The following is a 25,879-nucleotide window of genomic DNA, read 5'->3' on the forward strand; positions in this document are numbered from 1 at the left end:
GCCTCAGAGGGCGTGGACCAGGGCGCGGGCGGCGGCGGCGACGTCCGGCTGGCGCATCAGGTGCTCGCCGACCAGGATGCAGCGCGCCCCGGCCGCCGCCATGCGCCGCACGTCGGCCGGGGTGCGGATGCCGCTTTCCGCCACCGGGATACGGTCGGCCGGGATCAGCGGCACCAGCGCCTCGGAGGTGGCGAGGTCGGTGCGCAGCGTGCGCAGGTCGCGGTTGTTGACGCCGATCAGCCGCGTCTCCAGCGCCAGCGCGCGGTCGAGCTCGCGCCGGTCGTGCACCTCGGCGAGCACCGCCATGTCGAGGGAGCGGGCGACGTCCTCGAGCTCGTGCGCCTGCTCGTCCGACAGCGCCGCCATGATCAGCAGGATGGCGTCCGCGCCCATGGTGCGCGCCTCGAACACCTGCCAGGGATGCACCATGAAGTCCTTGCGCAGCACCGGCAGGGCGCAGGCGGCGCGGGCCTTCCTCAGATGCTCGGGCGCGCCCTGGAAGTACGGCGCGTCGGTCAGCACGGAGAGGCAGGTGGCCCCGCCCGCCGCATAGTCCCGCGCCAGGGCGGCGGGGTCGAAGGGGTCGCGGATCAGGCCGCCGGAGGGGGAGGCGCGCTTGATCTCGGCGATCAGCCCGACCCGCCCCTCGGCGACGGCGCGGCAGAGCGCCTGGGTGAAGCCGCGCGGCGGCGCCGCCGCCCGCGCCTGGCGCTCGATCTCGGCCTGCGGCAGGGCGGCGGCGCGCTCGCGCACCTCCTCGTACTTGTCGGCGAGGATGCGCGCGAGGGTGTCCGGCATCCTGGCCTCGGGAAGGGCGATCTGGGGGGCGTTCATGGGCGGGACCCTTGGGGGGCGGTGGCGTGCCGCAGCCGGGTGAGCACGGCGGCGGCGGCGCCGGAATCGATGGCGTGGGCGGCGAGGCGCACGCCCGCGGGCAGGTCGTCGGCCCGGCCGGCGACGACAAGGGCGGCGGCGGCGTTGAGCAGGACAATGTCGCGATAGGGGCCGGGGGCGCCCTCGAGCAGGGCCGAGAGGGCGAGCGCGTTTTCCGCCGGGTCGCCGCCGCGGATCGCCTCCGGCGGGGCGCGGGAGAGGCCGGCATCCTCCGGGGCGATGCTGAACTCGCGGATCCTGCCCTCTTCCAGCGCCGCCACGCGGGTCGGGCCGCAGAGGGCGATCTCGTCCAGCCCCTGGCCGTGCACCACCCAGGCGCGCTCGGTGCCGAGCCGGCCGAGCGCCTCCGCCATCGGCCGCAGCCAGTCGGGGCTGTAGGCGCCGGTGAGCTGGCGCCTGACCCGCGCCGGATTGGCCAGCGGGCCGAGCAGGTTGAAGATGGTGCGCGTGCCGAGCTCCACCCGCGGGCCCGCGGCGTGGCGCAGCGCCGCGTGGTGGCGGGGCGCCATCAGGAACACCATCCCCGCCTCGGCCAGCACCGCCTCCAGCCGTTCGAGCGGCACCTCGAGGTTGACCCCGAGCGCCGAGAGCGCGTCCGCCGCGCCGGAGCGGGAGGAGAGGGCGCGGTTGCCGTGCTTCGCCACCGGCACGCCGCAGCCCGCCACCACCAGCGCCGCGGCGGTGGAGATGTTGAGGCTGCCCGAGGCGTCGCCGCCGGTGCCGACGATGTCCATCGCCTCCGCCGGCGCCTCGATCGCCGCCATGCGGGCGCGCATGGCGCGCACCGCGCCGGTGAGTTCCGCCACCGTCTCGCCGCGCACGCGCATCGCCATCAGCAGGCCGGCGATCTGCGCCGGCGTCGCCTCGCCGGCCATGATCAGGTCGAAGGCGGCCTCGGCCTCGCTCTCCGCCAGGCGCTCGCCCGCGGCGAGGCGCGCGAGCACCGGCTTCAGGCTGTTCACGCCGGCGCTCCCACCCGCACCCGGGCCAGGGAGAGGAAGTTGCGCAGGATGTCGTGGCCGTGCTGGCTGGCGATGCTCTCGGGATGGAACTGCACACCCCAGACCGGCAGCTCCCGGTGGGCGAGGCCCATGACGAGGCCATCCTCGGTCCAGGCGGTCGCCTCCAGCGCTGGCGGCAGGTCCGCCCGCCGCACCACCAGCGAATGGTAGCGGGTGGCGCGGAAGGGGCTCGGCAGGCCGGCGAAGACGTCGCTGCCCCGGTGGTGGATGTCCCAGACCTTGCCGTGCACCGGCACCGGGGCGCGCTCGACCGTGCCGCCGAAGGCCTGGCCGATCGCCTGGTGGCCGAGGCAGACGCCGAGCAGCGGCACCCGCGCCGCCGCCGCCGCGCCGATCAGCGGCAGGCAGATGCCGGCCTCCCTCGGCGTGCAGGGGCCGGGGGAGAGGACGATCGCCTCCGGCCGCCGCGCCAGCGCCTCCTGGCTGGTCAGCGCGTCGTTGCGGTGGACCTCCACCTCCACCCCGAGGTCGCCCAGGAAGTGATAGAGGTTGAAGGTGAAGCTGTCGTAATTGTCGATCAGCAGGATCATGGGTTGGGGACTTTCCTGCCGGGGCCGGGCACGGTCAAGCGAGGGGGCGGCGGCCCGCCCGGAGCGGATCCCGTCCGGGCGGAACCGCCCGCCACCAGCTCTCGCTTGGTGCGACCCGCGCCCGCCGCCGTCCGTGCGGCGAAGCCGGGCGCGCGGAGGCACGCCTGCCGCGCCCCTTGGCCTCACCGCCCGTCCTGCCGCGGCGGGGCGGCGGCGGGCTCGGGCCGCTGCGTGTCGGCGGGCGGCGGGGGTGGCGCGGGCGGGTCGGTGATCACGTCGAAATCGTAGTCGCTGCGGGGCATGGCGGGCCTCCTTCGGCTCCGCCGCCACCGCCGGCGGGATCTCGTGCGACCAAGGAAGGGCCCAGGGACACGAAAGCCGCCAGCTTGTGGCGGCTTCGGGTCTCTGCTGCGCGCGAGTGCCTAGGCCGCCGGGCTGTGCCAGCGGTACCAAAATCGCGCGATGATCACGGGCCGGATCATGCGCCAACCATAGCGCCGCCGGGCGCGCGCGCAAGCCTCTCCGTGGCCGCTCAGAAGCCGTAGAGCCGCGCCGGGTTGTCCACCAGGATGGCGCGGCGCTGCGCCTCCTCCGGCGCCCACTGCGCCAGCAGGTCGAGCAGGTGGCCGTCATCCGGGACCTCCTCCGGCGTGCGCAGCGAGGGGTGCGGCCAGTCCGTGCCCCAGACGCAGCGCCCGGGCGCGGCGGCGATCATCGCCCGCGCCATCGGCAGCACGTCGGCATAGGGTTGGCCCGAGGAGGCGCGGTAGCCGCAGAGCTTGGCCCAGGCCCCGCCTTCCAGGAGGCGCAGCAGGGCGCGGAAGGCGGGGCTGTGGGCGCCGCCCTCTGCCGCCTTCACCCCGCCCATGTGGTCGATCACCACCGGCACCGGCAGGCGGGCGAGCAGCGGCTCCAGCGCCAGCAGCTCCGCGGCATGGGCATAGAGCTGCAGGTGCCAGCCGAGCGGGGCGATCCGCTCCGCAAGCCGCGCGATCTGCGCGGTCGGGACGCCGTTGCCGCTGACGGCGTTGACGCGCACGCCGCGCGCGCCGCGGCGGTGCATCTCGCGCAGCGCCTCGGCGTCGATGTCCTCCTCCACCACCACCACGGCCCGCGCGCGCTCCGGCCCGATCGCCTCCACGGCGTCGAGCGTCACCGCGTTCTCGGTGCCGTAGACGCTCGGCTGCACGATGACGGTGCGGGAGAGACCGAGCGTGGCGAGCAGTTCCAGATACTGCGCGATCGAGGCCTCGGGCGGGGTGTAGCCGCGGCCGGGCGAGAGCGGGTAGCGGTCGTAGGGGCCGAAGATGTGGCAGTGGCAGTCGGTGCCGCCGGGCGGCGGCCGCCAGTTCGGGCGGCTGGTCACGGGGCGGGGGCCGGGGCAGGGGCGGGTCATCGGCGTCGTCTCCTCCGGCCCGGCATCGGGCAATGCCGCCGCGGCGCTGTCAACGCGCCGCGCCCCGCCCGCTACCGCCGCCCGGCGGCGAAGCGCACCGCCTCCTCCGCGGCGCGGAACAGGGCGCGGGCCTTCTGCCGCGTCTCCTCGTACTCCGCCGCCGGGTCGCTGTCCGCCACCACGCCGGCGCCGGCCTGCACGTGCATCACCCCGTCCTTCACCAGCGCGGTGCGCAGGCCGATGCAGGTGTCCATGCCGCCATCGGCGCCGAAGTAGCCGAAGCCGCCGGCGTAGATCCCGCGCCGGGAGGGCTCCAGCTCCTCGATGATCTCCATCGCCCTGACCTTCGGCGCGCCGGTCAGCGTGCCGGCGGGGAAGCCCGCCATCAGCGCGTCGAGCGCGGAGAGGCCGGCGCGCAGCCGCCCCTGCACCTCGCTGCCGATGTGCATCACCTGGCTGTAGCGCTCGATCTGGAACTGCGCCGGCACGTGCACGCTGCCCACCTCCGCCACCCGGCCGACATCGTTGCGGCCGAGGTCGAGCAGCATCAGGTGCTCGGCCCGCTCCTTCGGGTCGGCGAGCAGCTCCGCCTCCAGCGCCTTGTCCTCCTCCGGCGTCGCGCCGCGCCGGCGGGTGCCGGCCAGCGGGCGGATGGTCACGGTGCCGTCGCGCAACCGCACCAGGATCTCCGGGCTGGCGCCGACCGCGGCGAAGCCGCCGAAGTCGAAGAAGAACAGGAAGGGCGCGGGGTTGATGCGCCGGAGCGCGCGGTAGAGGGCGAAGGGCGGCAGGGCGAAGGGGGCGGAGAAGCGCTGGCTCGGCACCACCTGGAAGCAGTCGCCGGCGCGGATGTACTCCTTGGCGCGCTCCACCGCGGCGATGAAGCCCTCGCGGGTGAAGTTGCTCTCGGGCTCCGGCGGCCGCGGCAGGCTGACCGGCCCGGCGGGGCGGGGCAGGGGGCGCTCCAGCGCCGCCTCCGCCTCGTCGAGCCGCGCCTGGGCGGCGTCCCAGGCCGCCTGCGCATCGAGGCCGGGCGCGGGGAAGACCGGGGTGAACAGGCTGAGCGCGTCGCGCACGTGGTCGAATACCGCGACCAGGGTCGGGCGCATCAGCACCGCCTGCGGGATGCCGAGCAGGTCGGGCTTCTCCGCCGGCAGCCGCTCCATCAGCCGCACCATGTCGTAGCCGAGATAGCCGAACAGGCCGGTGGCGATCGGCGGCAGGCCGGGGGGCAGCGGCATCTGCGTCGCGGCGATGGCGGCGCGCAGGCTCTCGAGCGGCGGCGCCGCCTCCGGCTCGAAGGCGTGCGGCGCGGCGAGGGCGTGGCGGTTCACCTCCGCCCGCCCGTCGCGGCAGCGCCAGATCAGGTCCGGCTCGAGGCCGATGGCGGAATAGCGGCCCCGCGCCGAGCCGCCCTCGACGCTCTCCAGCAGGAAGGCGTTGGGCCGCCCGGCGGCGAGCTTGAGGAAGGCGCCGACCGGCGTCTCCAGGTCGGCCACCCGCTCGCGCCACAGCACCTGCCCCTGGCCGGCGGCCAGCGCGGCGCCGAAGGCGGCGAAGTCGGGCTGCGGCATGGCGGGGCTCCTCCGGGGCTCAGGGACGGGCGAGCTGCTCGACCAGGCGGGGGTTGACGCGCACATCCGCGCGCTCGCGCAGCGCGGCGAGGAACTGCACCTCGAGGTCGCGGGCGAGGGTCTGCCCCACCTCGGCGCGCAGCCGCCCGAGCGCCTCGGGCGCCGCGTCCGGATCGGCGGGGATGATCTCGGTCACCTGCGCCACCACGAAGCCCTCCGGGGTCTCGACCATGGTCGCCTGGTGGAGCGGCAGCTCGAACAGCGGCCCGAGCAGCTCGGGCGGCACGCCCGCGGCCTGGCGCGGATCGCGGCGCAGGCCGCCGACCTCGCGCCAGCCGAGACCGGCCTCCTGCGCCGCGGCGCCGAGCGGCCGGCCGTCGCGCACCGCGGCGAGCAGCGCCGCGGCGGCCTCCTCCTGCGCGCGGCGGCGGGCGTCCCGCGCCCAGGCCTCGCGCACCTCGGCCTCCACCGCCTCGAAGGGGCGGAGCGCGGGCGGGACCACTTCCAGGATCTGCACGCCGACGAAGCCCGCTTCGGTCTCCTGCAGCCGCGGCATGGCGCCGGGCTCGGTGGCGAAGATCGTGTGCAGCAGCGGCTCCCGCGCCTCCTCGATCACCGGCAGCGCCACCCGCCGCCCCTCCGGGTCCAGCCCGGCGGCGTCGGTGCGCACGCGGGCGAAGCCGAGGTTGAAGCGGTTCGCCACCTCCTCCAGCGTGGCGCCGCCGGCCAGCGCGTCCTCCACGCGGTTAGCGCGCTCGAAGGCGAGGTCGGCCGCCCGCTCATGCGCCAGCTCGTCGCGCAGCGCGCCGCGCACCTCGTCGAGGGTGCGGCGCTGCGGCGGCTCGACCCGCTCCACCCGGACCACGTGCCAGCCGAGCGGGCTCTGCACCGGCTCGCTGACGCCGCCCTCGGGCAGGGAGAAGGCGGCCTCGGCCAGCTCCGGCAGCGGCAGCTCGGCGCGCGCGAAGCTGCCGAGCGCGATCGCCTGTCCCCCCGCCGCCTGGGCCTGGGCGGCGATCTCGTCCAGGCCCGCGCCCTCGCGCCAGGCCCGCGCGATCGCCCGCGCCTGCTCGGGGTCGTCCACCAGCGCCTGCTGCAGCGCCCGCCGCTCCGGCACCTCGAACTGGTCCCGGCGCTGCGCGAAGGCGGCGGCGATCTCGGCCTCGGGGACCTCGACCTCGCGGATGATGCGGTCGGCGCTGAGCACCGCCACCACCGCGTCGCGGTATTCGGGGGCGGAGAACAGGGCCGGGTTGTTCTCGTGGAAGCGGCGCAGCGCCTCCCCGGTCGGCGCGGGCGGCTCCGGCGCCTCGGCGAGCGGCAGGGAGACCACGAGGGCGGCGCGCTGCTCGAGCTCCCAGCGCAGCAGCGGCCTTGCCAGCGTCTCGGGCGCGGCGGCGCCGGAGCGCACGGCGCCGGTCATCTGCTGGCGCGCCAGGTCGGCGCGCACCAGGGCGAGGAATTCGCCCTCGGTCAGCCCGTTGTTGCGCAGGAAGCTCTCGAACAGCGGGCGGGAGAAGCGGCCATCCGGCCCCCGGAACCCCTCGAGGGTGAAGATGAAGTCGCGCACCGCCTCGTCGGGCACCGCGAGCCTGAGGCGCTCCGCCTCCCAGCGCAGCACGCGGTCCATCACCAGCGAATCCACCGCCTGCCGGGCGATGGCGCCGCGCACCGTCGGGTCGGCCTCGAATTGCGGGCCGAGGGCGCGGGAGAGGCGCAGCATCTCCCGCCGGACGGCGAGCTGCGCCTCCTCCATCTCCACCGGCTCGCCGGCGACGCGGGCCACCGCCGTGTCGCGGCCGTAATTGCGCACCGTGTCGCCGATCCCCCACACCGCGAAGGAGACGATCAGCAGCGCGAACAGCACCTTGGCGACCCAGGTCTGGGCCATGCGGCGGAGGGCGGTGAGCATCGCGTCCCGTTGAAGGCCTTGCGCGCGGAGCCATAGCGGAGCGGCGCCCCGTTGCCAAACCGCGGCGCGGCGGATACCCGGACCCTCCGAGGGTGGAGGAAGGCGATGACCCCAGGCGTGCGGCCGCTGATCGCGGGCAATTGGAAGATGCACGGGCTGCGCGCCGACGGTCTGGCGCTGGCGCGCGCCGTCGCCGCCGGCGCCGGCGACGTGGCGGCGGAGCTGCTGGTCTGCCCGCCCTTCACCCTGCTCGCCGCGATCGCCGAGGCGCTGTCCGGCGGTCCGGTGGCGGTGGGCGCCCAGGACTGCCACGCCGCGCCCAAGGGCGCGCATACCGGCGACGTCTCGGCGCCCATGGTGCGGGATGCCGGCGCCCGCTTCGTCATCCTCGGCCATTCCGAGCGCCGGGCCGATCACGGCGAGAGCGACGGCCTGGTGCGGGCCAAGGCCGAGGCGGCGATCGGCGCCGGCCTCGTCCCCATCGTCTGCGTCGGCGAGAGCGAGGCGCAGCGCCTGGCCGGGCAGGCGGAGCTGGTGGTGACGGCGCAGGTGGACGGCAGCCTGCCCGACGGCTTCGCGGCGGCGGGCGGGGTGGTGGCGTATGAGCCGGTCTGGGCCATCGGCACCGGCCGCACGCCCACCGAGGCCGAGATCGCCGCCATCCACGCCGCCATCCGCTCCGGCCTGCGCACCCGCTTCGGCGCGGCCGGGGAGGGGATGCGCATCCTCTACGGCGGCTCGGTCAAGCCCGGCAACGCGGCCGGCATCCTGGCGCTGCCGCATGTGGACGGGGCGCTGGTCGGCGGCGCGAGCCTGGTGGCGGAGGACTTCCTGGCGATCGCCCGCGCCGGCTAGGGCGGGCGCGTGCCGCCGGATCCGCGCGCCGGGCCGGTGATGATCGGCTCGGAGATCTATCGGCACTCCAGCTACGGGCCGAAGCACCCGCTGGCGATCCCGCGCGTCTCCACCACCCTCGACCTCGTCCGCGCGCTCGGCTGGCTGCCGCCGGAGCGCTACCTGGAAAGCCCCCGCGCCACGCCGGAGCAGCTCGCCCGCTTCCATCACCCCGACTACATCGCCGCGCTGCGCCGCGCCGAGGCGACGCAGACGGCGACCGAGGAGGACCGCGCCCGCTTCCACATCGGCGCGCGCGGCAACCCCGTGTTCCGCGAGGTGTTCTCCCGCCCCGCCACCGGCGCGGGCGGCACCATCCTGGCCGCGCGTCTGACGCTCGGGGGCGGGATCGCGCATGTGCCGGGCGGCGGCACGCATCACGGGCGGCCGGACCGGGCCAGCGGCTTCTGCTACCTGAACGACGCGGTGCTCGGCCTGCTCGCCTGGCTGGATGCGGGGCTGACGCGCCTCCTCTACATCGACATAGACGCGCATCACGGCGACGGCGTGCAGGACGCCTTCCACGACGACCCGCGCGTCTTCACGCTCAGCATCCACGAGGAGGGGCGCTGGCCCTTCACCGGCGGCGTGGAGGACCGCGCCGGCGGGCATGCGCGCAACATCCCGGTACCCGCCGGCTTCCACGACGACGAGATGGCCTGGGTGCTGCACCAGGCGGTGCTGCCACTCGCGCGCCGGCTGCGGCCGCAGGCGATCATGCTGCAATGCGGGGCCGATGCGCTGGAGGACGACCCGCTGTCGCGCCTCTCGCTCTCCAACAACGCCCACCGGGCGGTGGTGCGGGCGGTGATGGACCTCGCGCCGCGGCTGATCGTGCTGGGGGGAGGGGGGTACAACCCCTGGTCCGTGGCGCGCTGCTGGGCCGGCGTCTGGGCGGCGCTGAACGGCCTGCCGGTGCCGGAGCGCCTGCCGCCGCCGGCGGAGGCGGTGCTGCGCGCCCTCTCCTGGCACCGCGCCGCGGGGCGCGACCCGCCCGAGCGCTGGTTCACCACGCTGGCCGATCCGCCGCGGCGCGGCGTGGTGCGCGCGGCGGTGCAGCGCGCCTGCGCCGCCGTGCTGCGCGACCTGCCGGATCCTCCTCCCGGCTGAAGCGCGCCCCCGTCCCCCGGGGCGCGGTTGTTGGCCGGGACGCCCCGCGGTGGCATGGTGGGGCCATGCGCCGCCGCCTGCTGGTCCTTCTCGCCCTCGCCGCCCTGCCGGCCTCCCTCCTCCGCGCCCAGACGGGGCCGCAGCCCCGCCTGCCGGAGGAGGAGCTGGTCATCGTCACCCGCGACGGGCGCCGCCACACCTTCCGCGTGGAGATGGCGGTGGAGCCCGAGCAGCAGCGGATCGGGCTGATGTTCCGCGAGCATGTCGGCCCCGACGAGGGGATGCTGTTCGACTGGGGCACGCCCCGCGAATCCGCCATGTGGATGCGCAACACCCTGGTGCCGCTCGACATGCTGTTCATCGCCGCTGACGGGCGGATCCACCGCATCGCGGAGCGCACCGTGCCGCACTCCCTGGCCAGCATCGAGAGCCGCGGCCCGGTGCGGGCGACGCTGGAACTGGCCGGCGGGACGGCGGAGCGCCTCGGCATCCGCGTCGGCGACCGGGTGCTGCACCGGATCTTCGGCACCGCGCCCTGAGCCGCCCTTGCCGGGCGCCGCACGCTCCCATAGGTTGCCGCTGCGCGGGGCGTGGCGCAGCCTGGTAGCGCGCCTGTTTTGGGTACAGGAGGTCGTGGGTTCGAATCCCGCCGCCCCGATTGCCCTGCCCGCGCGCCTGAGGCAGAAGCGAAACCATGTCCGGTACCAGGCAGCTTGCCCGCATCTTCGTCCCCCCCCGCTCCGCCATGCAGTCCGGCCGCGGCCGCAGCCAGGGCTGGGTGCTGGAATTCGAGCCGGCCGAGAGGCCGCGCCTCGATCCGCTGATGGGCTGGGCCGGGTCGGGCGACACCGAGGGGCAGGTGCGGCTGCACTTCGAGACGCGGGAGCAGGCCATCGCCTATGCCGAGGCGCGCGGCCTGGCCTATGAGGTGGAGGAGCCGAAGCCGGTCCGCTTCCGGCCGAAATCCTACGCCGAGAATTTCCGCTTCGGCCGGACCGAGAACTGGACCCATTGAGCCGCCGCCACGCCCGGGACGGCGCGGTCCGGGCGCCCGTAGCTCAGCTGGATAGAGCACGCGCCTTCTAAGCGTGTGGTCGCAGGTTCGAATCCTGCCGGGCGCGCCATTTTCCTCCGCGACGGAGGGCCATCCCCGCACCGGCCTCGCCCCCTCCCCCGCGGGTCTGGGGGAGCGCCGGCCGTCCCGGCCGGGAGGCAACCCGCCCGCGGGACAAACGTTCCCCTCCCGCACAAGCGGGAGCACCTGTCCCATGGCAGCGGGACTGCGGATGCGCGGCATCCTCCTGTCGGCCGCGGTGGCGGGCCTTCTCGGCGCCGCCGCACTCGCCCAGACGGCGCGGGAGGAGGTGCCTCCCGCGCGGCCAGGCGCCGAGGGCGCGTCCTCCCCGCCGGGGGCGCCGGTCGACCGTGGCCCCTTCACGCCCGAGGCGAACCGCGCCCATCGGGGAGGCGGGGCGATCCTCGAGGGGCCGCCCGGAGCGCCCGCTCCGCTGCCGCAGCCCACGCCTCCGAGCCAGCCGGGCATCCCCCCGACGCGGTGACTGCGGGCCTTGGCCGCGGAAGGGCCGCCGATGCAGGGCGCACCCCGCGGCCGATCGCGGGATGACGGCGTCGGCGCGCGGTCAGCCCCCCCGCAGCCGGTAGAGGGCGCGCGCCGCCGCATCGAGCGCGAAGCCGAGCGCGCCGATCAGCAGCACCAGCGCCATCAGCTCCGAATAGGCGAGCCGGTCCCGCGCATCGAGGATGGCATAGCCGAGCCCGGCCGAGACGCCGAGCATCTCGCACGGCACCAGCACGATCCAGAGGATGCCGATGGCCAGCCGCACCCCGGTGAGCACATGGCCGAGCACGCCAGGCAGCACCACCCGCCGCAGCGTCTCCCACCAGGTGGCGGAGAGGCTCCTCGCGAGCTGCATCCAGCGGGCGTCGAGCGCGCGCACGCCCGCCGCCGTGTTCAGCATGATCGGCCAGACGGCGGCGAAGGCGAGCAGGACATGCACCGGCGCGTCGCCGACGCCGAGCACCATCACCGCGATGGGCATCCAGGACAGCGGCGAGATCATGCGCAGGAACTGGAAGGCCGGCGTGGTCGCCGCCTCCAGGCCACGCCAGGCGCCGACGGCGAGGCCGAGCGGCACGCCCACCGCCAGCGCGACGCCGAGCCCGACCAGCACGCGGCGCAGGCTGACACCGGCATGGGTCAGCACCTCTCCTTCCGCGAGCATCCTGGCGAGGCTTGCCAGGCTCTCCACGGGGCCGAAGGCGCGGCCGAGCCCCTCCGGCGCCGTGAACAGCGCGATGCCCGCCCACCAGAGGAGGAGGAGTGCGGCAAGGCCGCCGGCACCGGCGGCGAGGCGGCGGGCCGCTGCGCGCAGCCCTGGCGTGGGCCGCGGCCAGCGCGCCCCGGCCGCGGCCGGCGGCGCCAGGACGCTCGCGCTCATGGCGCGATCGCCTCGGCGCGGGTGAAGCCTTCCGGCAGGCCGAAGGCCGGAAGGCCGCCGACCCTGGCGAGGGCCTGGCGAACCGGCCCCTCCTCCACCAGCTCGGCCGCGGCGGCGGCGGGGTCGAGCGCGTCGAGGAAGCCCCGCTCGCCCTCCACCAGCGTGTCCTTCAGGCGGCGCACCAGCTCCTCCGTGTAGCTCGGGAAGGGGTAGGGCTGGAAATCGATGCGCGCATCGCGCCATTCGGCATGCCGCAGCGCGCCGGAGGCGAGATAGGCGGCGCGGTCGGAATCCGGCGGCGCCAGCACGCGGGCGAGCACCGCCGGGGCGTGCGGCGTGTAGCGGTTCGGATCCTCGCGCGAGAGCAGGCGCGCCGCCTCGGCGCGGTTCTCCCGCAGCCAGAGCTGCGCCCTGACGATGGCGGCGACCACGCCGCGCGCCCAGTCGGGCCGCGCCGCGAGGTCGCGCTCGTGCATCGTCACCACGCAGCAGGCGTGGTTGCGCCACACATCGCCGGTGAAGCGCAGCACGCGGCCGACGCCGAGCGCCTCGGCGGCCGCGACGAAGGGCTCGGCCACGATGTAGCCGGCGATCTGCCGCGCCGCGAGCGCGGGCGGCATGTCGGAGGGCGGCATGACGACGAGGCTCACCTCGTCCGCCGCCGGCGCGCCGCGGCGGCGGATGACGGGCTTCAGGCCCGCCTCGGCGAGCAGCGCCTGCAGCACGACGTTGTGGATCGAATACCAGAAGGGCACCGCCACCGTCCGGCCGCCGAGATCGGCGACGCGCTCGATCCCCGGCGCCACGGCGAGGGCGGAGCCGCCGACATGGTTCCACGCCACCACCTTCAGCGGCACGCGGCTGCCGAAGCGGGCCCAGACCGCCATCGGCGAGAGCAGATGCACCACGTCCACCTGGCCCGCCACGAAGGCCTCGATCACCTGCGCCCAGCTCCGCAGCAGGGTCGGCTTCTCGGCGCGGATCCCCTCGGCCTCGAACAGGCCGCGGGCATGGGCGACGAGCAGCGGCGCGGCGTCGGTGATCGGCAGGTAGCCGATGCGCAGGGGCGCCTCCGAGGCGCGGGCCGGGCGCGCGGCGGGCAGCGCGGCCGCCCCCGCCAGCGTGGCGGAAAGCCCGAGCAGGGCGCGGCGGGAGAAGCAGTCGAGGCACATGGGGGCGGTCCGTTCAGTGGCGGCGCATGGCGGCGCGCAGCGTCCGCAGGATCTCGATGCGCAGCGCGCCGAGCTCGGCGACGAGATCCTCGCGCGGGCGGGGCAGGTCCACGGTCCATTCCCCGGCCGCGCGGGCGGGGCTTCCGCCCAGCAGCAGCACGCGGTCGGCGAGCAGCAGCGCCTCGTCGATGTCATGGGTGACGAGCAGCGTCGCGGCACGCGACGCCGCCACCACCCTGAGCAGCAGGCGCTGCATCTCCGCCCGCGTCACCTCGTCGAGCGCGCCGAAGGGCTCGTCGAGCAGCAGCACCTCCGGATCGCGCGCGAGGCAGCGGGCGAGCGCCGTGCGCTGCGCCATGCCGCCCGACAGCTCCGCCGGGCGGCGGCGGCGCGCCGGGGAGAGGCCGACCGCGGCGATCGCCGCCGCCACGCGGGCCTCGCGCTCCGCGCGCAAAAGCCGCTTCTGGCTGCGGAAGTCGAGGCCGAAGGCGACGTTCTGCTCCAGCGACAGCCAGGGCAGCAGGCAGGGATCCTGGAAGGCGATGGCCACGCGCGGATGCGCCGCGGCGAGCGGGACGCCGCCGACCAGCACCCGGCCTTCGCTCGGCGCCTCCAGCCCCGCCAGCACGCGCAGGAGGCTCGACTTGCCGATGCCGCTCGGCCCCAGCACCGCCACCACCTCGCCCCGGTGCAGCGCGAGGTCGAGGCCGGCGAGCACCGGCTGCGCCGCGCCCGGGTAGCGCAGCGCCACCGCCTCGGCACGCAGCGCCTCGGTCATGCGGCGCGGCCCGTCCGCAACGCCTCGGCAGCGAGCGAGGCCTTGAGCTGCGTCAGGCTGGGGGTGATCACCGGCACGAAGGCCGCCTCGCGCCAGCGGCGGGCGAAGCCCCGGCCCTGCGGGGAGAGGTAGGCACGGCCGCCGGAGGCCTGCAATTCGAGCTGCATGGCCTCGGCCACGATCCCGGCCAGGGCGATGCGGATGCGGAAGAGGCCGGCGGCCCGGGCGTGGAAGGCGCCGGCGCGCAGCCCCTCGCGCAGCGCGCGCTCCTGTTCCGCGAGCCGCTCGCCGAGCACCTCGAGCGGGGCGCGCAGCACCTCCCGCGCCGGGCCGCCCTGGCCGGCGGCCTCGGCCAGGGCGCGTCGGGCGAGGCCGATGGACATGCCGCACTGCAGGCCGAGGAAGGCGGGGCGGACCTGCGGCAGCCAGCGCGCCGCCTGGTCGTGCAGCAGATGCTCCGGCCCGATCGGGGCCTCCTGCAGCGCGATCGCCGCCGTGGCGGTGGCGCGCATGCCGATGAGGTCGAGATCGGCGGAGCGCGCGAGGCCCGGCAGGTCGTGCGGCAGGGCGGCGACGAAGGGCTGGCTTCCCGGCAGCGCCACCGCGGCGGCGACATGGAAGCCGGCGGGCTGCAGGTTGGTCACCCAGGGCAGCCGGCCGCTCAGGCGAAGTTCCGCGCCCTCCGCCCGCGCCGCCACCTGGAGTTCCTCGAGGCCCGAGAGGAACTTCATGGCGTTGGACAGGCCGGTGGCGCCCGCCACCCGCCCGGCGAGCAGGTCGGGCAGGAGGCGCCGGCGCAGCGCCGCGTTGGGGCTCTGCAGCAGGTACTCGATGAAGGTGCGCTGGCTCCAGAACAGGAAGCCCGCGGCCATGGAGTGTTCGGAGACGGCGGCGATGGCCTCCACCGCCTCGCCCACCGTCCCGCCGGCGCCGCCCTCCTCCCGCGGCACGCCGAGGGCGAACAGCCCCGCCTCCGCGAGGCGGAGAAGCGGCGCCGCCGGGTCGGCGGAGCCGTCGTCCAGGCTCGGGGCCGCCTCCTCCAGCCAACGGCGCAGCCCGGCATCGGCAAGGACCGGCATGGCGCCTACTCCGCCGCCAGGCGCCGCGGGCCGTCCCAGCGGAAGGCCTCGAGCTCCGGGTTGAGCGGCGGCTGTCCGAGATTGTTGGCGAAGTTGCAGAGCGTGGCCAGGCTGACGCCGAGCACCACCTCGAGCGCGTTGGCATCGGTGAAGCCGGCGGCGCGGAAGGCGGCGAGCTCGGCCTCCTCCACCTGGCCGCGGCTGCGGATCACCGCGGCGGTGAAGGCGGCAAGCGCGGCCAGGCGCGGATCGGCGGGCGGGGCAAGGCCGCGCAGGGCCTCCACCGTGCCGGCATCGAGACCCGCCTTCTTCGTGGCGATCGCGGTATGGCCGGCGACGCAGAAGCCGCAGCCATGGGTCGCGGCGGCGGTGATCTGCACCACCTCGCGCTCGGCGAGGGAGAGGCCCGTGCGGGCATTGATGCCGGAGAGGGTCTGATAGGCCTCGAGCGCGGCGGGCGCATTGGCGAGCAGGCGCAGCAGGTTGGGCAGGAAGCCGTTCGCCTTCTCGGCGGCGGTCAGCCGCTCCTGCGCTTCCGTGGGGGCGTCGCCGGGAGTGCGAAGGGGCAGGCGGGGCATGGGCAGTCTCCAGCTCTGGCAGGCGCAGCGGGCGGGGACTTAGAAAGTATTTCTATGTATGGCAAGAAAATCCTGGAAAATAAGAGAAATTTTCTTCGTATGAGCAGGTTTTGGCGTAAAGACTTCCACGGACCTCCGCATCGGGAGATCGCGGCAGCGGCAGGGGCGCCTGCGGCCGGGGGGAGAGCGGCTGCGGTGCGGGCCATCGCCGAGGAGGGGGGCTCGGGGCGAGCGCGGGGCCGGCCGCCCATGCGCGGCGGCTTCGGGCTGCGGCCGGTCCCGGCGGCCTGATCCGGAGCGGTCCGCTCTAGGCCGGGACCTTCTCTCCGCCCAGGCGCCGCGGCGCCGGTGTCCCGGCGGGTGACGCCGGGAACGCCACCGTCACCCGCAGGCCGGGCGCCGCGTCCGACAGCGTGACGGAGAGCCCGTGCAGCTCTGCCACCGCCCGCACCAGCGCCAGGCCAAGGCCGCTGCCCGGCGTGGAGCGCGCCGCGTCGAGGCGGTGGAAGCGGCGGAACACGCGCTCGCGCTCGCTCTCCGGAATGCCCGGCCCGTCATCGGCCACCTCCAGCACCGCCCCGCCCCCTGCCGCGGGGGAGAGGGCAAGCGCCACCCTTCCGCCGGCGCGGCCGTGGCGCACCGCGTTCTCCACCAGGTTGGCGATCATCTGCGTCAGCAGCGCGCGGTCGCCGAAGGCCTCGATGCCGGGCGCGATGCGGGCCTCGAAGCGCTGGCCGCGCTCCTCCGCCGCCGGGGCGTAGGCCTCGGCCACCGCCTCCGCCGCCGCCGAGAGGTCGAGGCGCGCGAATCCGGCGCGCTGCGCGCCGGATTCGATCTGCGCGATGCGCAGGAGCGCGGCGAACACCTCGAGCAGGGCGTCGCATTCGGCGATCGCGGCTTCCGCCTCCGCCGCCCATTCCTCCCGCGTCGCGGCGCGGCCGGCCGCCTCCAGGCGCTGGCGCAGGCGGGTCAGCGGCGTGCGCAGGTCGTGGGCGATGTCGTCCGTCACCTGGCGCAGCGCCGCCACCAGCACCTGCAGCCGGTCGAGCGTGGCGTTGATGCGCTCCGCCAGGCTGTCGAACTCGTCGCCTCCCCGGCGCAGCGGCAGGCGGCGGGAGAGGTCGCCGGCCTGCACCGCCGCCAGCGCCTCCGCCATCGCCGCGGCGCGGCGCGCCACCCCGCGGCCCATCAGCAGCCCGCCGAGCAGCCCGCTCAGCAGCGCCCCGCCGCCGACCCAGCCGGCGGCGCCGAGCAGCCGCTCCTCCAGCGCCCTGACCGGCGAGAGGTCGCGCGCCACCACCAGCATCGTCCCGCCGCCGAGCGGCGCGCCGAGGGCGAGCAGCGGCGCGGTGCCACCCTCCGGGTGGCGCAGCACGAGGGTGTGCCAGCCGCGCTGGCGCGGCGCCTCGGCCAGGTTGCCGGCGATGCGCCGCCCGTCGGGGGCGGCGAGCAGGTAGTATTCGAGGCCCGAGCGATCGGAGGCGATGCGCGCCTCGATAGAGAGCGCCACGCCCCGCACGCCGGAAAGCGCTGCGGCCTGCAGCAGCACGCCCATGTCGCGCTCGATCTGCTGCTGCACCTGCCGCGCCGCGAAGCCCGCCGTCGCCCACCAGGCGAGGCCGGAGAGGAGGAGCGTGCCGAGCAGGGTCAGCGCCAGGTGCAGCAGGGTGACGCGGAAGGCGGTGGTGCGCAGGAAGGCCCAGCCCCGGTCGGCGCCGGGCGCCTCAGCCATCGGCGCGGATCGCATAGCCGGCGCCGCGCACGGTGTGGATCAGCTCCCGGTCGAACCCCTTGTCCACCTTGGCGCGCAGGCGGCTGATGTGGGTCTCCACCACGCTGGTCTTCGGGTCGAAGTGGAAGTCCCACACCCCTTCCAGCAGCATGGTGCGGGTCACCACCTGGCCGGCATGGCGCAGCAGGTATTCGAGCAGCCGGAACTCGCGCGGCTGCAGCTCGATCCGACGTCCGGCGCGGGTGACGGTGCGGCGGATCAGGTCCATCTCCAGGTCGCCGGCGCGGAGCACCGTGACCTCCTCGCGCGGCGGCGGGCGGCGGGCAAGGGCGTTGATGCGCGCCAGCAGCTCGGCGAAGGCGAAGGGCTTGACCAGATAGTCGTCCCCGCCCGCCTCCAGCCCCTCCACCCGGTCGCCGACGCCGGCGCGCGCGGTCAGGAACAGGACCGGGGCGGCGACCCTGGCCGCGCGGAGGGCGCGCACCAGCGACAGCCCGTCGAGGCCGGGCACCATCCGGTCCACCACCAGCACGTCATGGCCGCCCGTGGTGGCGAGGAAGAGGCCCTGCGTGCCGTCCGCAGCGTGGTCCACGACATGCCCGGCCTCGCGCAGCCCGCGGATCACGTAGCGGGCGGTCTCGGCGTCGTCCTCGACGAGCAGGATCCTCACGGCGGCCTCCGCCCGCGAGGATAGGGCAGATCGCGGAAGGGCTGAACGCGTGCGGGCGGGGGTCCGTGCCGGTGGCGCGCCCACCACCGCCCCGGGCCCGGGCGCGGCCGGCCGGGACCCCGGCAGCCCCGCGCGCCGATGCGCCCGACGGCGGCCGTATCAGTCCCGCCTTCCCTCCCTGCGGGCGCGGCCGGGCACGGGGAAGACGTCCACCGGCCCGCCGAGCTGGCTCGCCGCCTCGTTCAGGTCCCCCGCCTGCGCCTCGCCCGGCGCCACCGGGCTCTCGACCGAGCCGGCGGCGGGATCCTCGCCCGGCTCGGGCCCCGTGCGCCGCTGGCCGCGCTGGCTGGCGCGGGTGTCCTCCTGGGGCGGCCGGTCCCGCTCGCCTCGTGGCATGGCATCGGTCGGACGGTGGTCGGTGGCCATCGCTGCATCCTTCTCTGCCGGCATGGGCGGAGCCGGGCCAACGCCCGTCCCGCGACGGCGGTTGCCCCGCCGCTCAGGGGCCGTCCCGGGGCTCGATCACGCCGCGGCGCAGCAGCTCGATGGCGATGCGGCCGCCGATGTCCCGCTCCCCCGGAGAGGGTCGCGGCGGCGTGTCCTGCGCGCGGTCGAGCTCGATCAGCAGCGCCTCGTCGGAGGCGCCGCCGAGCGCCGCCTCCGCCTCCGCCTCGGAGAGCTCGGGGGCGGTCAGCCGCTCGTGCAGCGCGTCGGCCTCCCGCACCCAGAGCTCGTAGCGGTCCGGCGTCTCGGCGTGGAAGCCTTCCGCCACCACCTCGATCGCCTCGCCGTCGCTCTCGATGGATTCGGCGCCGAACACGCTCACCGCGTCGCTGCGGTTGCGCAGCGCCACCCGCAGGAGGCCGCGATCCTTGAGCTCGCTCAGCACCGCGACGCCGAGGGCGAGCAGGCTCTCGTCGTCGGCGTCGTCGAGCGCCTCCGCCACCGCGTCCCGGGGCTCCTCGTCGGGCGGGTGGCCGTTGCCGCTGCCGTTGATCATCGCCGCCTCCTGGCCGTGGTGCTGCGCACTGCAACGCGCGGGGGCGGCGCGGGCTGCGGGGCGGCTCAGCCCGCAGGGCGGGCGGGCACCGACCAGCTCGGACGGGCGTTCAGCGTCGCCGGGTCCATGCCGGCGATGCGCTTGTAGGCTGTCACCGTCGCCTCCAGCTCCTCGCGGCTGACCACATCCTCGAGGCGGGCGAAGCCCTCGGGGGCGCGGGCGTGGACGATGTCCATCACCCGGTCCGGCCCGTCGCCGCGGTTCGCCTCCACCACCGCCGCCGTGGCGGGGCGCCGCGCCGCCTCGTAGGCGGCGAGGCCGGCCTCGATGCCGGGCTGGGTGGCGAGCTGCAGCGCCAGGAAGCGTGCGTCGAGGATCGCCTGCGAGGCGCCGTTGGAGCCGATCGGGTACATCGGGTGCGCCGCGTCGCCGAGCAGCGTCGCCCGCCCCTGCGTCCACCAGGGCAGCGGGTCGCGGTCCACCATGGGGAACTCGTACACTGCCTCGGCCGCGCGGATCAGCGCCGGCACGGAAAGCCAGCCGAACTCCCAGTCGGCGAAGAGCGGCAGGAAGGCGGCCGGGTCGGCGCGGCGGTTCCAGTCCTCCCGCGCCCAGACATGGTCGGCGGGGAAGCGCTGCTCGGCGATCCAGTTGATCTCGGCCCGGCCGTCCGCCGCCTGGCCGATCGGGTAGCAGACGAATTTGCGGTCGCGGTGCCCGGCCTGCACCATGCTCGCCCCGGTGCGGAAGGGGGAGGCGAGGCTGACGGCGCGCCAGAGGATGCAGCCGTTCCATTTCGGCGGCCCCTCGCCGGGGAAGAACTGCGCCCGCACCGCGGAATGGATGCCGTCCGCGGCCACCAGCAGGTCGCCGCGCGCCGTGCCGCCATCGGCGAAGCGGGCGGTCACCCCGGCGCCGTCCTGCTCGATGCCGAGCAGGCGCCGCCCCGTGTGCAGCCGCGCCGCGCCCAGACGCTCCGCCGCCGCCCGCCACAGCAGCATCTGCAGCCGGCCGCGGTGGATGGAGTATTGCGGCCAGCGATAGCCGGCGGCGAGGCCGCGCGGCTCGGCCCAGATCTCCTGGCCGAAGCGGTTGGCGTAGACGAACTCTCGCGTCGCCACCCCGGCCGCCGCCAGCGCCTCGCCGAGGCCGAGCTCGGTCAGCTCGCGCACCGCGTGCGGCTGCAGGTTGATGCCGACCCCGAGCGGACGGACCTCGGCCGCCGCCTCGAACACCTCCGCCCCGATCCCGGCGGCGTGCAGGGCGAGCGCGGTGGTCAGCCCGCCGATGCCGCCGCCGATGACGATCGCCCGCATCCCTCCGTTCCTCCTTCCGCACCGGGAGGGGGGAGAATGGACCGCCCGACGCCGCGGGAAAACGGGGTGCGGAGGGCGGAACGTCACGCCCCTGTCACGCGCCGGCGCTACACTGCGGCCGGTGCCGGAGGGAAGCCATGGACAGCACGCGCCGCCACATCCTGGACCTGCACCGCCGCGGCCTGCTGCGCGGCGGGTTCGGCCTCGCCGCGCTGGCGGCGCTGCAGCCGGCGCCGGCGCGGCGCGCGGCGGCGCAGCCCGTCTTCCGCCGCTACCCCTTCACCCTGGGGGTCGCGAGCGGCGAGCCGCTGCCCGACGGAGTGGTGATCTGGACCCGCTTGGCGCCGGAGCCGCTCTCCCCCATGGGCGGCATGCCGCACGCCGCGGTCGAGATCGGCTGGGAGGTGGCGGAGGATGCGCGCTTCGCCCGCATCGCCGCCCATGGCACGGCGATCGCCCGCCCCGAGCTCGGCTTCGCCGTGCATGTGGAGGTGGAGGGGCTCTCTCCCGGCCGCCCCTACTGGTACCGCTTCCGCGCCGGCCGGGAGGCGAGCCCGGTCGGGCGTACCCGCACCGCCCCGGCGCCGGAGGCGATGCCGGGGCGGCTGCGCTTCGCCGCCGCCGGCTGCCAGCACTACGAGCACGGCCACTTCACCGCCTGGCGTCACCTGGCCGAGGAGGAGCTCGATTTCGTCTTCCACTACGGGGACTACATCTACGAATACCGCGGCCGTGTCCCCGGCCAGCCCGGCTGGGGCCCGCTGGTGCGCAGCCACGAGGGGGAGGAGGTGTACACGCTGGAGAATTACCGCCAGCGCTACGCCCAGTACCGCCTCGACCCCGACCTCGCCGCCGCGCACGCGGCGCATCCCTTCCTCGCCAGCTTCGACGACCACGAGGTGGACAACAACTGGGCCGGCGACATCAGCGAGGAGGATGGCAGCGCCCGCTTCCCCGTCGCCGTGCCGCCCGAGGTGTTCGCGCTGCGCAAGCAGGCGGCGCTGCAGGCCTGGTACGAGCACATGCCGCTGCGCCGCGCCGTCCTGCCGCGCGGGCCGGAGATCCGGGCCTTCCGCCGCCTGCATTACGGGCGGCTGCTGACGGTGCACGTGCTCGACACCCGCTCCTTCCGCGACGACCAGCCCTGCGGCGACGGCGCCCGCCCGCCCTGCGCGGAGGTGGCGCGGCCGGAGGCGCAGATGCTCGGGCCAGCGCAGGAGCGCTGGCTGCTCGACGGCCTCGCCTCCTCCCCCGCCACCTGGCAGGTGCTGGCGCAGCAGGTGCCGATGATGCGGCGGGAATTCGCCAACGGCGCCCTCGCCATGGACAAGTGGGACGGCTACCCGGCGGCGCGGGCGCGGCTGCTGCGGGGGATCGTCGAGCGCAACGTGGCGAACGCCGTGGTGCTCTCGGGCGACGTGCACGTGGCGATGGCCGCCTCGCTTCGCCTCGATCCGGAGGCGGAGCGGAGCCCGGTGGTGGCGAGCGAGTTCGTCGCCACCTCCGTCACCAGCGAGGGCGACGGGGCGGAGCAGCGCCCCGACACGCCGGCGCTGCTGGCGCGCAACCCGCACATCGCCTTCCTCAACGCCCGCCGCGGCTACACCCTGCACGAGGCGACGCCTGGGCGCCTGGAGGCGAGCTTCCGCGCCCTGCCCTGGGTCACCCGCCCCGGCGCCCCGGCCGAGGAGCGCGCCCGCTTCGCGGTGGAGGCCGGCTGCCCTGGGGTGGCGCCGGCCTGAGCCCAACCGGGCGCTTGACGCGGCGGGGCGACGCGCGGCACAGGCCGCAGGCTGCGTTCGCGGCCCCGGCACCGGTCTGGCACGGTGCCGCCGGCATCCGCAGGGGAGGTGGCGATGGCACGGATCGGCTTCGTGGGCCTGGGCAACATGGGCGGGCCGATGGCGCGCAACCTGCTGAAGGCGGGGCACGAGGTCGCGGCCTTCGACATCGTGCCCGCGGCGCTCGACCGCGCCGTGGAGGCCGGGGCGCGGCGCGCGGGCAGCGCGGCGGAGGCGGCGCGCGGCGCCGAGTTCGTGATCACCATGCTTCCCGCCGGGCGCCATGTGCGCGAGGCCTGGCTCGGCGAGGGGGGCATGGCGGCGGCGAGCGCACCCGACGCGGTGCTGGTGGACTGCTCGACCATCGACGTCGCCACGGCGCGCGAGGTGGCGGCGGCCTCGGGGCGGGCGATGCTGGATGCGCCCGTCTCCGGCGGCGTGATGGGGGCGGAGGCGGGGACGCTCACCTTCATGGTCGGCGGCCCCGGGGAGGCCTTCGCCCGCGCCGAGCCAATTCTGCGGGCAATGGGCCGCACGGTGGTGCATTGCGGCGGGCCGGGCGCGGGGCAGGCGGCGAAGATCTGCAACAACATGATGCTCGCCGCCACCATGGCGGTGACCTGCGAGGCCTTCGTGCTGGCGGAGAAGCTCGGCCTGTCGCACCAGGCGCTGTTCGAGGTGGCCTCGAAATCCTCCGGCCAGTCCTGGGCGCTCACCACCTACTGCCCGGTGCCCGGGCCGGTGCCGGGCAGCCCAGCCAACCGGGACTACCGGCCGGGCTTCGCCGCGGCGCTGATGGCGAAGGACCTCGGCCTTGCCGAGGAGGCGGCGCGCAGCGTCGGCGTCGAGACGCCGGTCGGGGCGAAGGCGCTCGAACTCTATCGCCGCTTCGTCGAGCAGGGCGGGGGCGAGGCGGATTTCTCCGGCATCATCCGCATGCTGCGCAAGGAGTAGGGCGGAAGAGGCGCGCCCGTCCCCCGCGCGCGGCCGGGCGCGCCGCCGTTCCGGCGGCGGATGGCCGCGGACTGCACGTGATGTGAATTCGCGGCCATTGTGCTCCGGCACCGGTGCAGCGGGCGGCCGCATGCCCAAGATAGGGCACTCGCCGCGCTGGCCGCCTGCAGCGGCCAGGGCCCGGCGGCCCGTGCGGGTGAGGACGCGGCGCGCACAACGGCGCTCGGGAGCGTCAACGCCCCGTATTACGTGGGCGCAGAGCCGAGCAACCTGCGACCGGCCTCCGCCCCGACCGCCCGGTCATAGGTCGGTCGCGGAAGGCCGGCATCCGCTGGAGGGCACGGCTCTGCTGCAGGCAGGACGAAGGAGCCGTGAAGGCGCGCGCAGGCGCGCGGAAACGGCCCTGTGCCCGCGCAGCGGTGCATGAGCGGTGCCCCGGACCCGCGTGGCGCCCATTGCGGGCGGCCGCGTCCCTTCCCGGACGCACCGGGCATTCCGGCCGCGGGCTCCGGGGAGGCGGCACGGGGAAATGGCCGTCCTCGCGCGGGGCTGCGGCGTGATCCGCTTCGGCGGATCACGCGTCCGCCCCTCGCCGGGCGAGCGAGGCGCCGCTCCGGCGAGCGCGCCTCCGGGATCAGGCGCTGGAGCGGATCGCGTGCGGCCGGAAACAGCCGCGAGCGTGGCTCTGCCCCGCGGCCAGGGGGGCGGGAGCGTTTCCGCGGAGGCAGCCGGGCGGAAACGGCTCCCCGGCGGGCGCCCCCAGGGAGGGTGGGGAGCGGCCCGCCGGGGGGCTGGCAGCCTTGCGCGGCAAGGCTAGGCTTCCCGCGCCTGGGGCGAGGGAGGACAGGATGCCGCGGCTGGATGCGAGCGCGTTGCCGGAGGACTGGCCGCAGGGGGCCTACGCGGCGCGGGTGATGACGCCGGAAGGGCCGGCGGCGGTCGCGCTGCTGGAAGGCGCGGCCTTCGACATGACCCCCGCCTTCGGCACCGTCAGCGCCTGGCTGAACGCGGAGGACCCCCTCGCCGCCATCCGCCGCCGCGGCGTGCCGATGCCGCTCAACCTCGGCGCCGTCCTGGCCAACAGCGCCCATCACGCGCGCGATCCGCAGAAGCCCTGGCTGCTGGCGCCCGTGGACCTGCAGGCGGTGAAGGCCTGCGGCGTCACCTATGTGCGCTCCATGCTGGAGCGGGTGATCGAGGAGCGCTGCCGCGGCGACGCGGCGCGGGCCGAGGCGGTGCGCGAGGAGGTGCGCGCCATCATCGGCGACGACCTCTCCGCCATCCGGCCCGGCAGCCCGGAGGCGATGCGGCTGAAGGAGGCGCTGGTGGCGAAGGGGTGGTGGAGCCAGTACCTCGAGGTCGGGATCGGCCCGGATGCCGAGATCTTCACCAAGTGCCAGCCCATGGCCGCGGTCGGCACCGGCGCCAAGGTGGGCGTGCACCCGGCGAGCGCGTGGAGCAACCCGGAGCCGGAGGCGGTGCTGGCGGTGAACGCGCGCGGCGCGATCCTGGGCGCCATGCTCGGCAACGACGTCAACCTGCGCGACGTGGAGGGTCGGAGCGCGCTGCTGCTCGGCCGGGCCAAGGACAACAACGCCTCCTGTGCGCTCGGCCCGCTGCTGCGCCTGTTCGACGCCTCCTTCACGCTGGAGGATGTGCGCCGCGCCGAGATCACGCTGACGATCGAGGGACGCGACGGCTTCCGGCTGGAGGAGCGCGGCGCGGTCGGCGCGATCAGCCGCGACCCGGTGGAGCTGGTCGGGCAGCTCATCGGGCCGCACCACCAGTATCCGGACGGGGCGGTGCTGTTCCTCGGCACGCCCTTCTCTCCCGCGAAGGACCGCGCCGGACCCGGCCTCGGCTTCACGCACCGGGAGGGGGATGTGGTGCGCATCGCCTCGCCCCGCCTCGGCGCGCTGGTGAACGAGGTGGACCGCACCGACGAATGCCCGCCCTGGAGCTTCGGCGTCGGCGCGCTGATGCAGAACCTGGCGCGGCGCGGGATGCCTCGGCTGTGAGCGCGCCCGATCGCCCGGGCGATGGCGAGGGCGTGAATCGGCCGCGCCAGCAAGTCGCGCCCGATCGCCCGGGCGGTGGGGAGGAGCAGGGGCGGCTCGACCGTGGCGACGGGGTGACGCTGGCCTGGCGGCGCCGCGGGGGAAGGGGGCCCGGGGTGGTGTTCCTCGGCGGTTTCAACAGCGACATGACCGGCACCAAGGCGGAGAACCTCTCCGCCTTCTGCGCCGTGCGCGGCCAGGCCTTCCTGCGCTTCGACTATTCGGGCCACGGCGCCAGCGGCGGACGCTTCGCGGAGGGCACCATCGGCCGCTGGGCCGAGGAGGCGGCGCTGGTGCTGGACGCGCTGACGGCAGGGCCGCAGGTGCTGGTCGGCTCCTCCATGGGCGGCTGGATCGCGCTGCTGCTGGCGCTGCGCCGGCCGGTGCGCGTCGCCGGCCTGGTCGGCATCGCTGCGGCGCCCGACTTCACTGCGCGCATGGCGGAAGCGCTGCCGCCGGAGGCGCGGGCCGCGCTGGCGCGCGAGGGCGTCTGGCACCGCCCCAGCGCCTATGGCGATCCCTACCCCATCACCCGCGCGCTGCTGGAGGAGGGGCGGCATCACCTGCTGCTGCACGCGCCGGTGCCGCTTTCCGTCCCGGTGCGGCTGCTGCACGGGCAGCGCGATCCGGACGTGCCCTGGGAGCTGTCGCTCCGCATCGCCGAGGCGATCACCGGGCCGGACGTGCAGGTGACGCTGGTGAAGGACGGCGACCACCGCCTGTCGCGCCCGCAGGATCTGGCGCTGCTGCGGCGGGTGGTGGCGCCGCTGCTCGACGGCGGGTGATGCGTTTTCCCGGATGGCCCGCGGCGGTGGGGCTCCTGCCGCTCCGCGAGGGCGCGTCGCAGGGCATCGCCTTCCTCCCGCAGCTCCGCCGCGGCCGAGGGCGCGTTCACGCGCGCCTCTCCGGGCGCTCCGCTCGGCCTGCCTGTGGGGGGGCGGGTCCGAGGGAAGTCCCGCCCACGGGCGGCT

General features: G+C 75.9%; 25 protein-coding genes and 2 tRNA genes. 11 read left to right on the top strand and 16 right to left on the bottom strand.

Annotated features, from left to right (window positions below):
- Positions 1–3 precede the first annotated feature (3 nt).
- The 6 genes from trpC to ET526_RS02185 all read right to left on the bottom strand — a co-directional run bounded on the left by trpC (position 4) and on the right by ET526_RS02185 (position 7,328).
- On the bottom strand, positions 4–834 hold the full coding sequence (gene trpC / locus ET526_RS02160; RefSeq protein WP_456305103.1) for an indole-3-glycerol phosphate synthase TrpC: 831 nt from the start codon (positions 832–834) through the stop codon (positions 4–6).
- On the bottom strand, positions 831–1,856 hold the full coding sequence (trpD, locus tag ET526_RS02165; RefSeq protein ID WP_135466031.1) for an anthranilate phosphoribosyltransferase: 1,026 nt from the start codon (positions 1,854–1,856) through the stop codon (positions 831–833). Before trpD ends, trpC begins: the two co-directional genes overlap by 4 nt.
- A complete protein-coding gene (locus ET526_RS02170; RefSeq protein ID WP_135466032.1) occupies positions 1,853–2,446 on the bottom strand; it encodes an anthranilate synthase component II in 594 nt (197 codons plus the stop codon). The genes trpD and ET526_RS02170 overlap by 4 nt, the downstream gene beginning before the upstream one ends.
- A 532-nt stretch (positions 2,447–2,978) precedes the next feature.
- A complete protein-coding gene (locus tag ET526_RS02175) occupies positions 2,979–3,842 on the bottom strand; it encodes an amidohydrolase family protein (protein WP_135466033.1) in 864 nt (287 codons plus the stop codon).
- A gap of 71 nt (positions 3,843–3,913) precedes the next feature.
- Positions 3,914–5,416, bottom strand: coding sequence for an anthranilate synthase component I (trpE, locus tag ET526_RS02180; RefSeq protein WP_135466034.1), 1,503 nt, complete (start codon positions 5,414–5,416; stop codon positions 3,914–3,916).
- A gap of 19 nt (positions 5,417–5,435) precedes the next feature.
- Positions 5,436–7,328 carry a peptidylprolyl isomerase gene (locus ET526_RS02185; protein WP_135466035.1) on the bottom strand — a complete coding sequence of 631 codons (1,893 nt, stop codon included), beginning with the start codon at positions 7,326–7,328 and terminating at the stop codon, positions 5,436–5,438.
- Positions 7,329–7,445: 117 nt separating this feature from the next.
- On the opposite strand from ET526_RS02185, the gene tpiA reads away from it, so the two are divergent.
- The 7 genes from tpiA to ET526_RS02220 all read left to right on the top strand — a co-directional run bounded on the left by tpiA (position 7,446) and on the right by ET526_RS02220 (position 10,891).
- On the top strand, positions 7,446–8,183 hold the full coding sequence (tpiA, locus tag ET526_RS02190; RefSeq protein WP_204623471.1) for a triose-phosphate isomerase: 738 nt from the start codon (positions 7,446–7,448) through the stop codon (positions 8,181–8,183).
- Between the two features lie 9 nt (positions 8,184–8,192).
- A complete protein-coding gene (locus tag ET526_RS02195; RefSeq protein WP_456305104.1) occupies positions 8,193–9,332 on the top strand; it encodes an acetoin utilization protein AcuC in 1,140 nt (379 codons plus the stop codon).
- A gap of 65 nt (positions 9,333–9,397) precedes the next feature.
- A complete protein-coding gene (locus tag ET526_RS02200; RefSeq protein WP_135466037.1) occupies positions 9,398–9,871 on the top strand; it encodes a DUF192 domain-containing protein in 474 nt (157 codons plus the stop codon).
- Positions 9,872–9,916: 45 nt separating this feature from the next.
- Positions 9,917–9,990, top strand: a tRNA-Pro gene (locus ET526_RS02205).
- A gap of 36 nt (positions 9,991–10,026) precedes the next feature.
- The gene (locus ET526_RS02210; protein ID WP_135466038.1) at positions 10,027–10,347 is read left to right on the top strand and encodes an ETC complex I subunit; all 321 of its coding nucleotides are present in this window, start codon (positions 10,027–10,029) and stop codon (positions 10,345–10,347) included.
- Between the two features lie 32 nt (positions 10,348–10,379).
- Positions 10,380–10,456: transfer RNA gene (locus tag ET526_RS02215), tRNA-Arg, on the top strand.
- Between the two features lie 144 nt (positions 10,457–10,600).
- A complete protein-coding gene (locus ET526_RS02220; protein ID WP_135466039.1) occupies positions 10,601–10,891 on the top strand; it encodes a hypothetical protein in 291 nt (96 codons plus the stop codon).
- Between the two features lie 81 nt (positions 10,892–10,972).
- Here ET526_RS02220 and ET526_RS02225 read toward each other — a convergent pair whose 3' ends face one another.
- The 10 genes from ET526_RS02225 to ET526_RS02270 form a co-directional block, all read right to left on the bottom strand.
- The gene (locus tag ET526_RS02225; RefSeq protein ID WP_135466040.1) at positions 10,973–11,791 is read right to left on the bottom strand and encodes an ABC transporter permease; all 819 of its coding nucleotides are present in this window, start codon (positions 11,789–11,791) and stop codon (positions 10,973–10,975) included.
- Positions 11,788–12,963, bottom strand: coding sequence for an ABC transporter substrate-binding protein (locus ET526_RS02230; protein ID WP_135466041.1), 1,176 nt, complete (start codon positions 12,961–12,963; stop codon positions 11,788–11,790). The genes ET526_RS02225 and ET526_RS02230 overlap by 4 nt, the downstream gene beginning before the upstream one ends.
- A 13-nt stretch (positions 12,964–12,976) precedes the next feature.
- The gene (locus ET526_RS02235; RefSeq protein ID WP_135466042.1) at positions 12,977–13,741 is read right to left on the bottom strand and encodes an ABC transporter ATP-binding protein; all 765 of its coding nucleotides are present in this window, start codon (positions 13,739–13,741) and stop codon (positions 12,977–12,979) included.
- The gene (locus tag ET526_RS02240; RefSeq protein ID WP_135466043.1) at positions 13,738–14,820 is read right to left on the bottom strand and encodes an acyl-CoA dehydrogenase family protein; all 1,083 of its coding nucleotides are present in this window, start codon (positions 14,818–14,820) and stop codon (positions 13,738–13,740) included. Before ET526_RS02240 ends, ET526_RS02235 begins: the two co-directional genes overlap by 4 nt.
- Positions 14,821–14,825: 5 nt before the next feature.
- Positions 14,826–15,398, bottom strand: coding sequence for a carboxymuconolactone decarboxylase family protein (locus ET526_RS02245; protein ID WP_135466044.1), 573 nt, complete (start codon positions 15,396–15,398; stop codon positions 14,826–14,828).
- Between the two features lie 307 nt (positions 15,399–15,705).
- Positions 15,706–17,130 carry a sensor histidine kinase gene (locus tag ET526_RS02250; protein ID WP_135466045.1) on the bottom strand — a complete coding sequence of 475 codons (1,425 nt, stop codon included), beginning with the start codon at positions 17,128–17,130 and terminating at the stop codon, positions 15,706–15,708.
- The gene (locus ET526_RS02255; protein ID WP_135466046.1) at positions 17,123–17,800 is read right to left on the bottom strand and encodes a winged helix-turn-helix domain-containing protein; all 678 of its coding nucleotides are present in this window, start codon (positions 17,798–17,800) and stop codon (positions 17,123–17,125) included. Before ET526_RS02255 ends, ET526_RS02250 begins: the two co-directional genes overlap by 8 nt.
- 159 nt (positions 17,801–17,959) lie before the next feature.
- Complete coding sequence (locus ET526_RS02260; RefSeq protein WP_135466047.1) at positions 17,960–18,226, bottom strand: hypothetical protein; 267 nt, start codon at positions 18,224–18,226, stop codon at positions 17,960–17,962.
- 73 nt (positions 18,227–18,299) lie between these two features.
- Positions 18,300–18,800: a hypothetical protein gene (locus tag ET526_RS02265; protein WP_135466048.1), complete on the bottom strand. Its 501-nt coding sequence runs from the start codon at positions 18,798–18,800 to the stop codon at positions 18,300–18,302.
- Positions 18,801–18,865: 65 nt separating this feature from the next.
- The gene (locus ET526_RS02270) at positions 18,866–20,116 is read right to left on the bottom strand and encodes a flavin-dependent oxidoreductase (protein WP_135466049.1); all 1,251 of its coding nucleotides are present in this window, start codon (positions 20,114–20,116) and stop codon (positions 18,866–18,868) included.
- A 137-nt stretch (positions 20,117–20,253) separates the two neighbouring features.
- Here ET526_RS02270 and ET526_RS02275 point away from each other — a divergent pair, with 137 nt between their 5' ends.
- From ET526_RS02275 to ET526_RS02290, 4 genes are all read left to right on the top strand, one after another.
- Positions 20,254–21,858 carry an alkaline phosphatase D family protein gene (locus tag ET526_RS02275; RefSeq protein WP_135466050.1) on the top strand — a complete coding sequence of 535 codons (1,605 nt, stop codon included), beginning with the start codon at positions 20,254–20,256 and terminating at the stop codon, positions 21,856–21,858.
- Between the two features lie 114 nt (positions 21,859–21,972).
- Complete coding sequence (gene mmsB, locus ET526_RS02280) at positions 21,973–22,851, top strand: 3-hydroxyisobutyrate dehydrogenase (protein WP_135466051.1); 879 nt, start codon at positions 21,973–21,975, stop codon at positions 22,849–22,851.
- Between the two features lie 848 nt (positions 22,852–23,699).
- A complete protein-coding gene (locus tag ET526_RS02285) occupies positions 23,700–24,869 on the top strand; it encodes a fumarylacetoacetate hydrolase family protein (protein ID WP_135466052.1) in 1,170 nt (389 codons plus the stop codon).
- Entirely contained in the window at positions 24,866–25,693 is an 828-nt protein-coding gene (locus ET526_RS02290; RefSeq protein WP_456305105.1) for an alpha/beta hydrolase, read from the top strand. Before ET526_RS02285 ends, ET526_RS02290 begins: the two co-directional genes overlap by 4 nt.
- The last annotated feature ends 186 nt before the right edge of the window (positions 25,694–25,879 follow it).

Origin of the sequence: Crenalkalicoccus roseus, assembly GCF_004761865.1 — a bacterium.
In the GTDB taxonomy this organism is placed as follows: Bacteria; Pseudomonadota; Alphaproteobacteria; order Acetobacterales; family Acetobacteraceae; genus Crenalkalicoccus; species Crenalkalicoccus roseus.

What these genes read in the sequence shown, in the direction of transcription:
- trpC (WP_456305103.1), bottom strand. Translation starts at nt 834, where the DNA reads ATGAACGCCCCCCAGATCGCCCTTCCCGAGGCCAGGATGCCGGACACC.
- ET526_RS02170 (WP_135466032.1), bottom strand. Translation starts at nt 2,446, where the DNA reads ATGATCCTGCTGATCGACAATTACGACAGCTTCACCTTCAACCTCTAT.
- ET526_RS02175 (WP_135466033.1), bottom strand. Translation starts at nt 3,842, where the DNA reads ATGACCCGCCCCTGCCCCGGCCCCCGCCCCGTGACCAGCCGCCCGAAC.
- trpE (WP_135466034.1), bottom strand. Translation starts at nt 5,416, where the DNA reads ATGCCGCAGCCCGACTTCGCCGCCTTCGGCGCCGCGCTGGCCGCCGGC.
- ET526_RS02185 (WP_135466035.1), bottom strand. Translation starts at nt 7,328, where the DNA reads ATGCTCACCGCCCTCCGCCGCATGGCCCAGACCTGGGTCGCCAAGGTG.
- ET526_RS02200 (WP_135466037.1), top strand. Translation starts at nt 9,398, where the DNA reads ATGCGCCGCCGCCTGCTGGTCCTTCTCGCCCTCGCCGCCCTGCCGGCC.
- ET526_RS02210 (WP_135466038.1), top strand. Translation starts at nt 10,027, where the DNA reads ATGTCCGGTACCAGGCAGCTTGCCCGCATCTTCGTCCCCCCCCGCTCC.
- ET526_RS02220 (WP_135466039.1), top strand. Translation starts at nt 10,601, where the DNA reads ATGGCAGCGGGACTGCGGATGCGCGGCATCCTCCTGTCGGCCGCGGTG.
- ET526_RS02225 (WP_135466040.1), bottom strand. Translation starts at nt 11,791, where the DNA reads ATGAGCGCGAGCGTCCTGGCGCCGCCGGCCGCGGCCGGGGCGCGCTGG.
- ET526_RS02230 (WP_135466041.1), bottom strand. Translation starts at nt 12,963, where the DNA reads ATGTGCCTCGACTGCTTCTCCCGCCGCGCCCTGCTCGGGCTTTCCGCC.
- ET526_RS02235 (WP_135466042.1), bottom strand. Translation starts at nt 13,741, where the DNA reads ATGACCGAGGCGCTGCGTGCCGAGGCGGTGGCGCTGCGCTACCCGGGC.
- ET526_RS02240 (WP_135466043.1), bottom strand. Translation starts at nt 14,820, where the DNA reads ATGCCGGTCCTTGCCGATGCCGGGCTGCGCCGTTGGCTGGAGGAGGCG.
- ET526_RS02245 (WP_135466044.1), bottom strand. Translation starts at nt 15,398, where the DNA reads ATGCCCCGCCTGCCCCTTCGCACTCCCGGCGACGCCCCCACGGAAGCG.
- ET526_RS02250 (WP_135466045.1), bottom strand. Translation starts at nt 17,130, where the DNA reads ATGGCTGAGGCGCCCGGCGCCGACCGGGGCTGGGCCTTCCTGCGCACC.
- ET526_RS02260 (WP_135466047.1), bottom strand. Translation starts at nt 18,226, where the DNA reads ATGGCCACCGACCACCGTCCGACCGATGCCATGCCACGAGGCGAGCGG.
- ET526_RS02265 (WP_135466048.1), bottom strand. Translation starts at nt 18,800, where the DNA reads ATGATCAACGGCAGCGGCAACGGCCACCCGCCCGACGAGGAGCCCCGG.
- ET526_RS02270 (WP_135466049.1), bottom strand. Translation starts at nt 20,116, where the DNA reads ATGCGGGCGATCGTCATCGGCGGCGGCATCGGCGGGCTGACCACCGCG.
- ET526_RS02275 (WP_135466050.1), top strand. Translation starts at nt 20,254, where the DNA reads ATGGACAGCACGCGCCGCCACATCCTGGACCTGCACCGCCGCGGCCTG.
- mmsB (WP_135466051.1), top strand. Translation starts at nt 21,973, where the DNA reads ATGGCACGGATCGGCTTCGTGGGCCTGGGCAACATGGGCGGGCCGATG.
- ET526_RS02285 (WP_135466052.1), top strand. Translation starts at nt 23,700, where the DNA reads ATGCCGCGGCTGGATGCGAGCGCGTTGCCGGAGGACTGGCCGCAGGGG.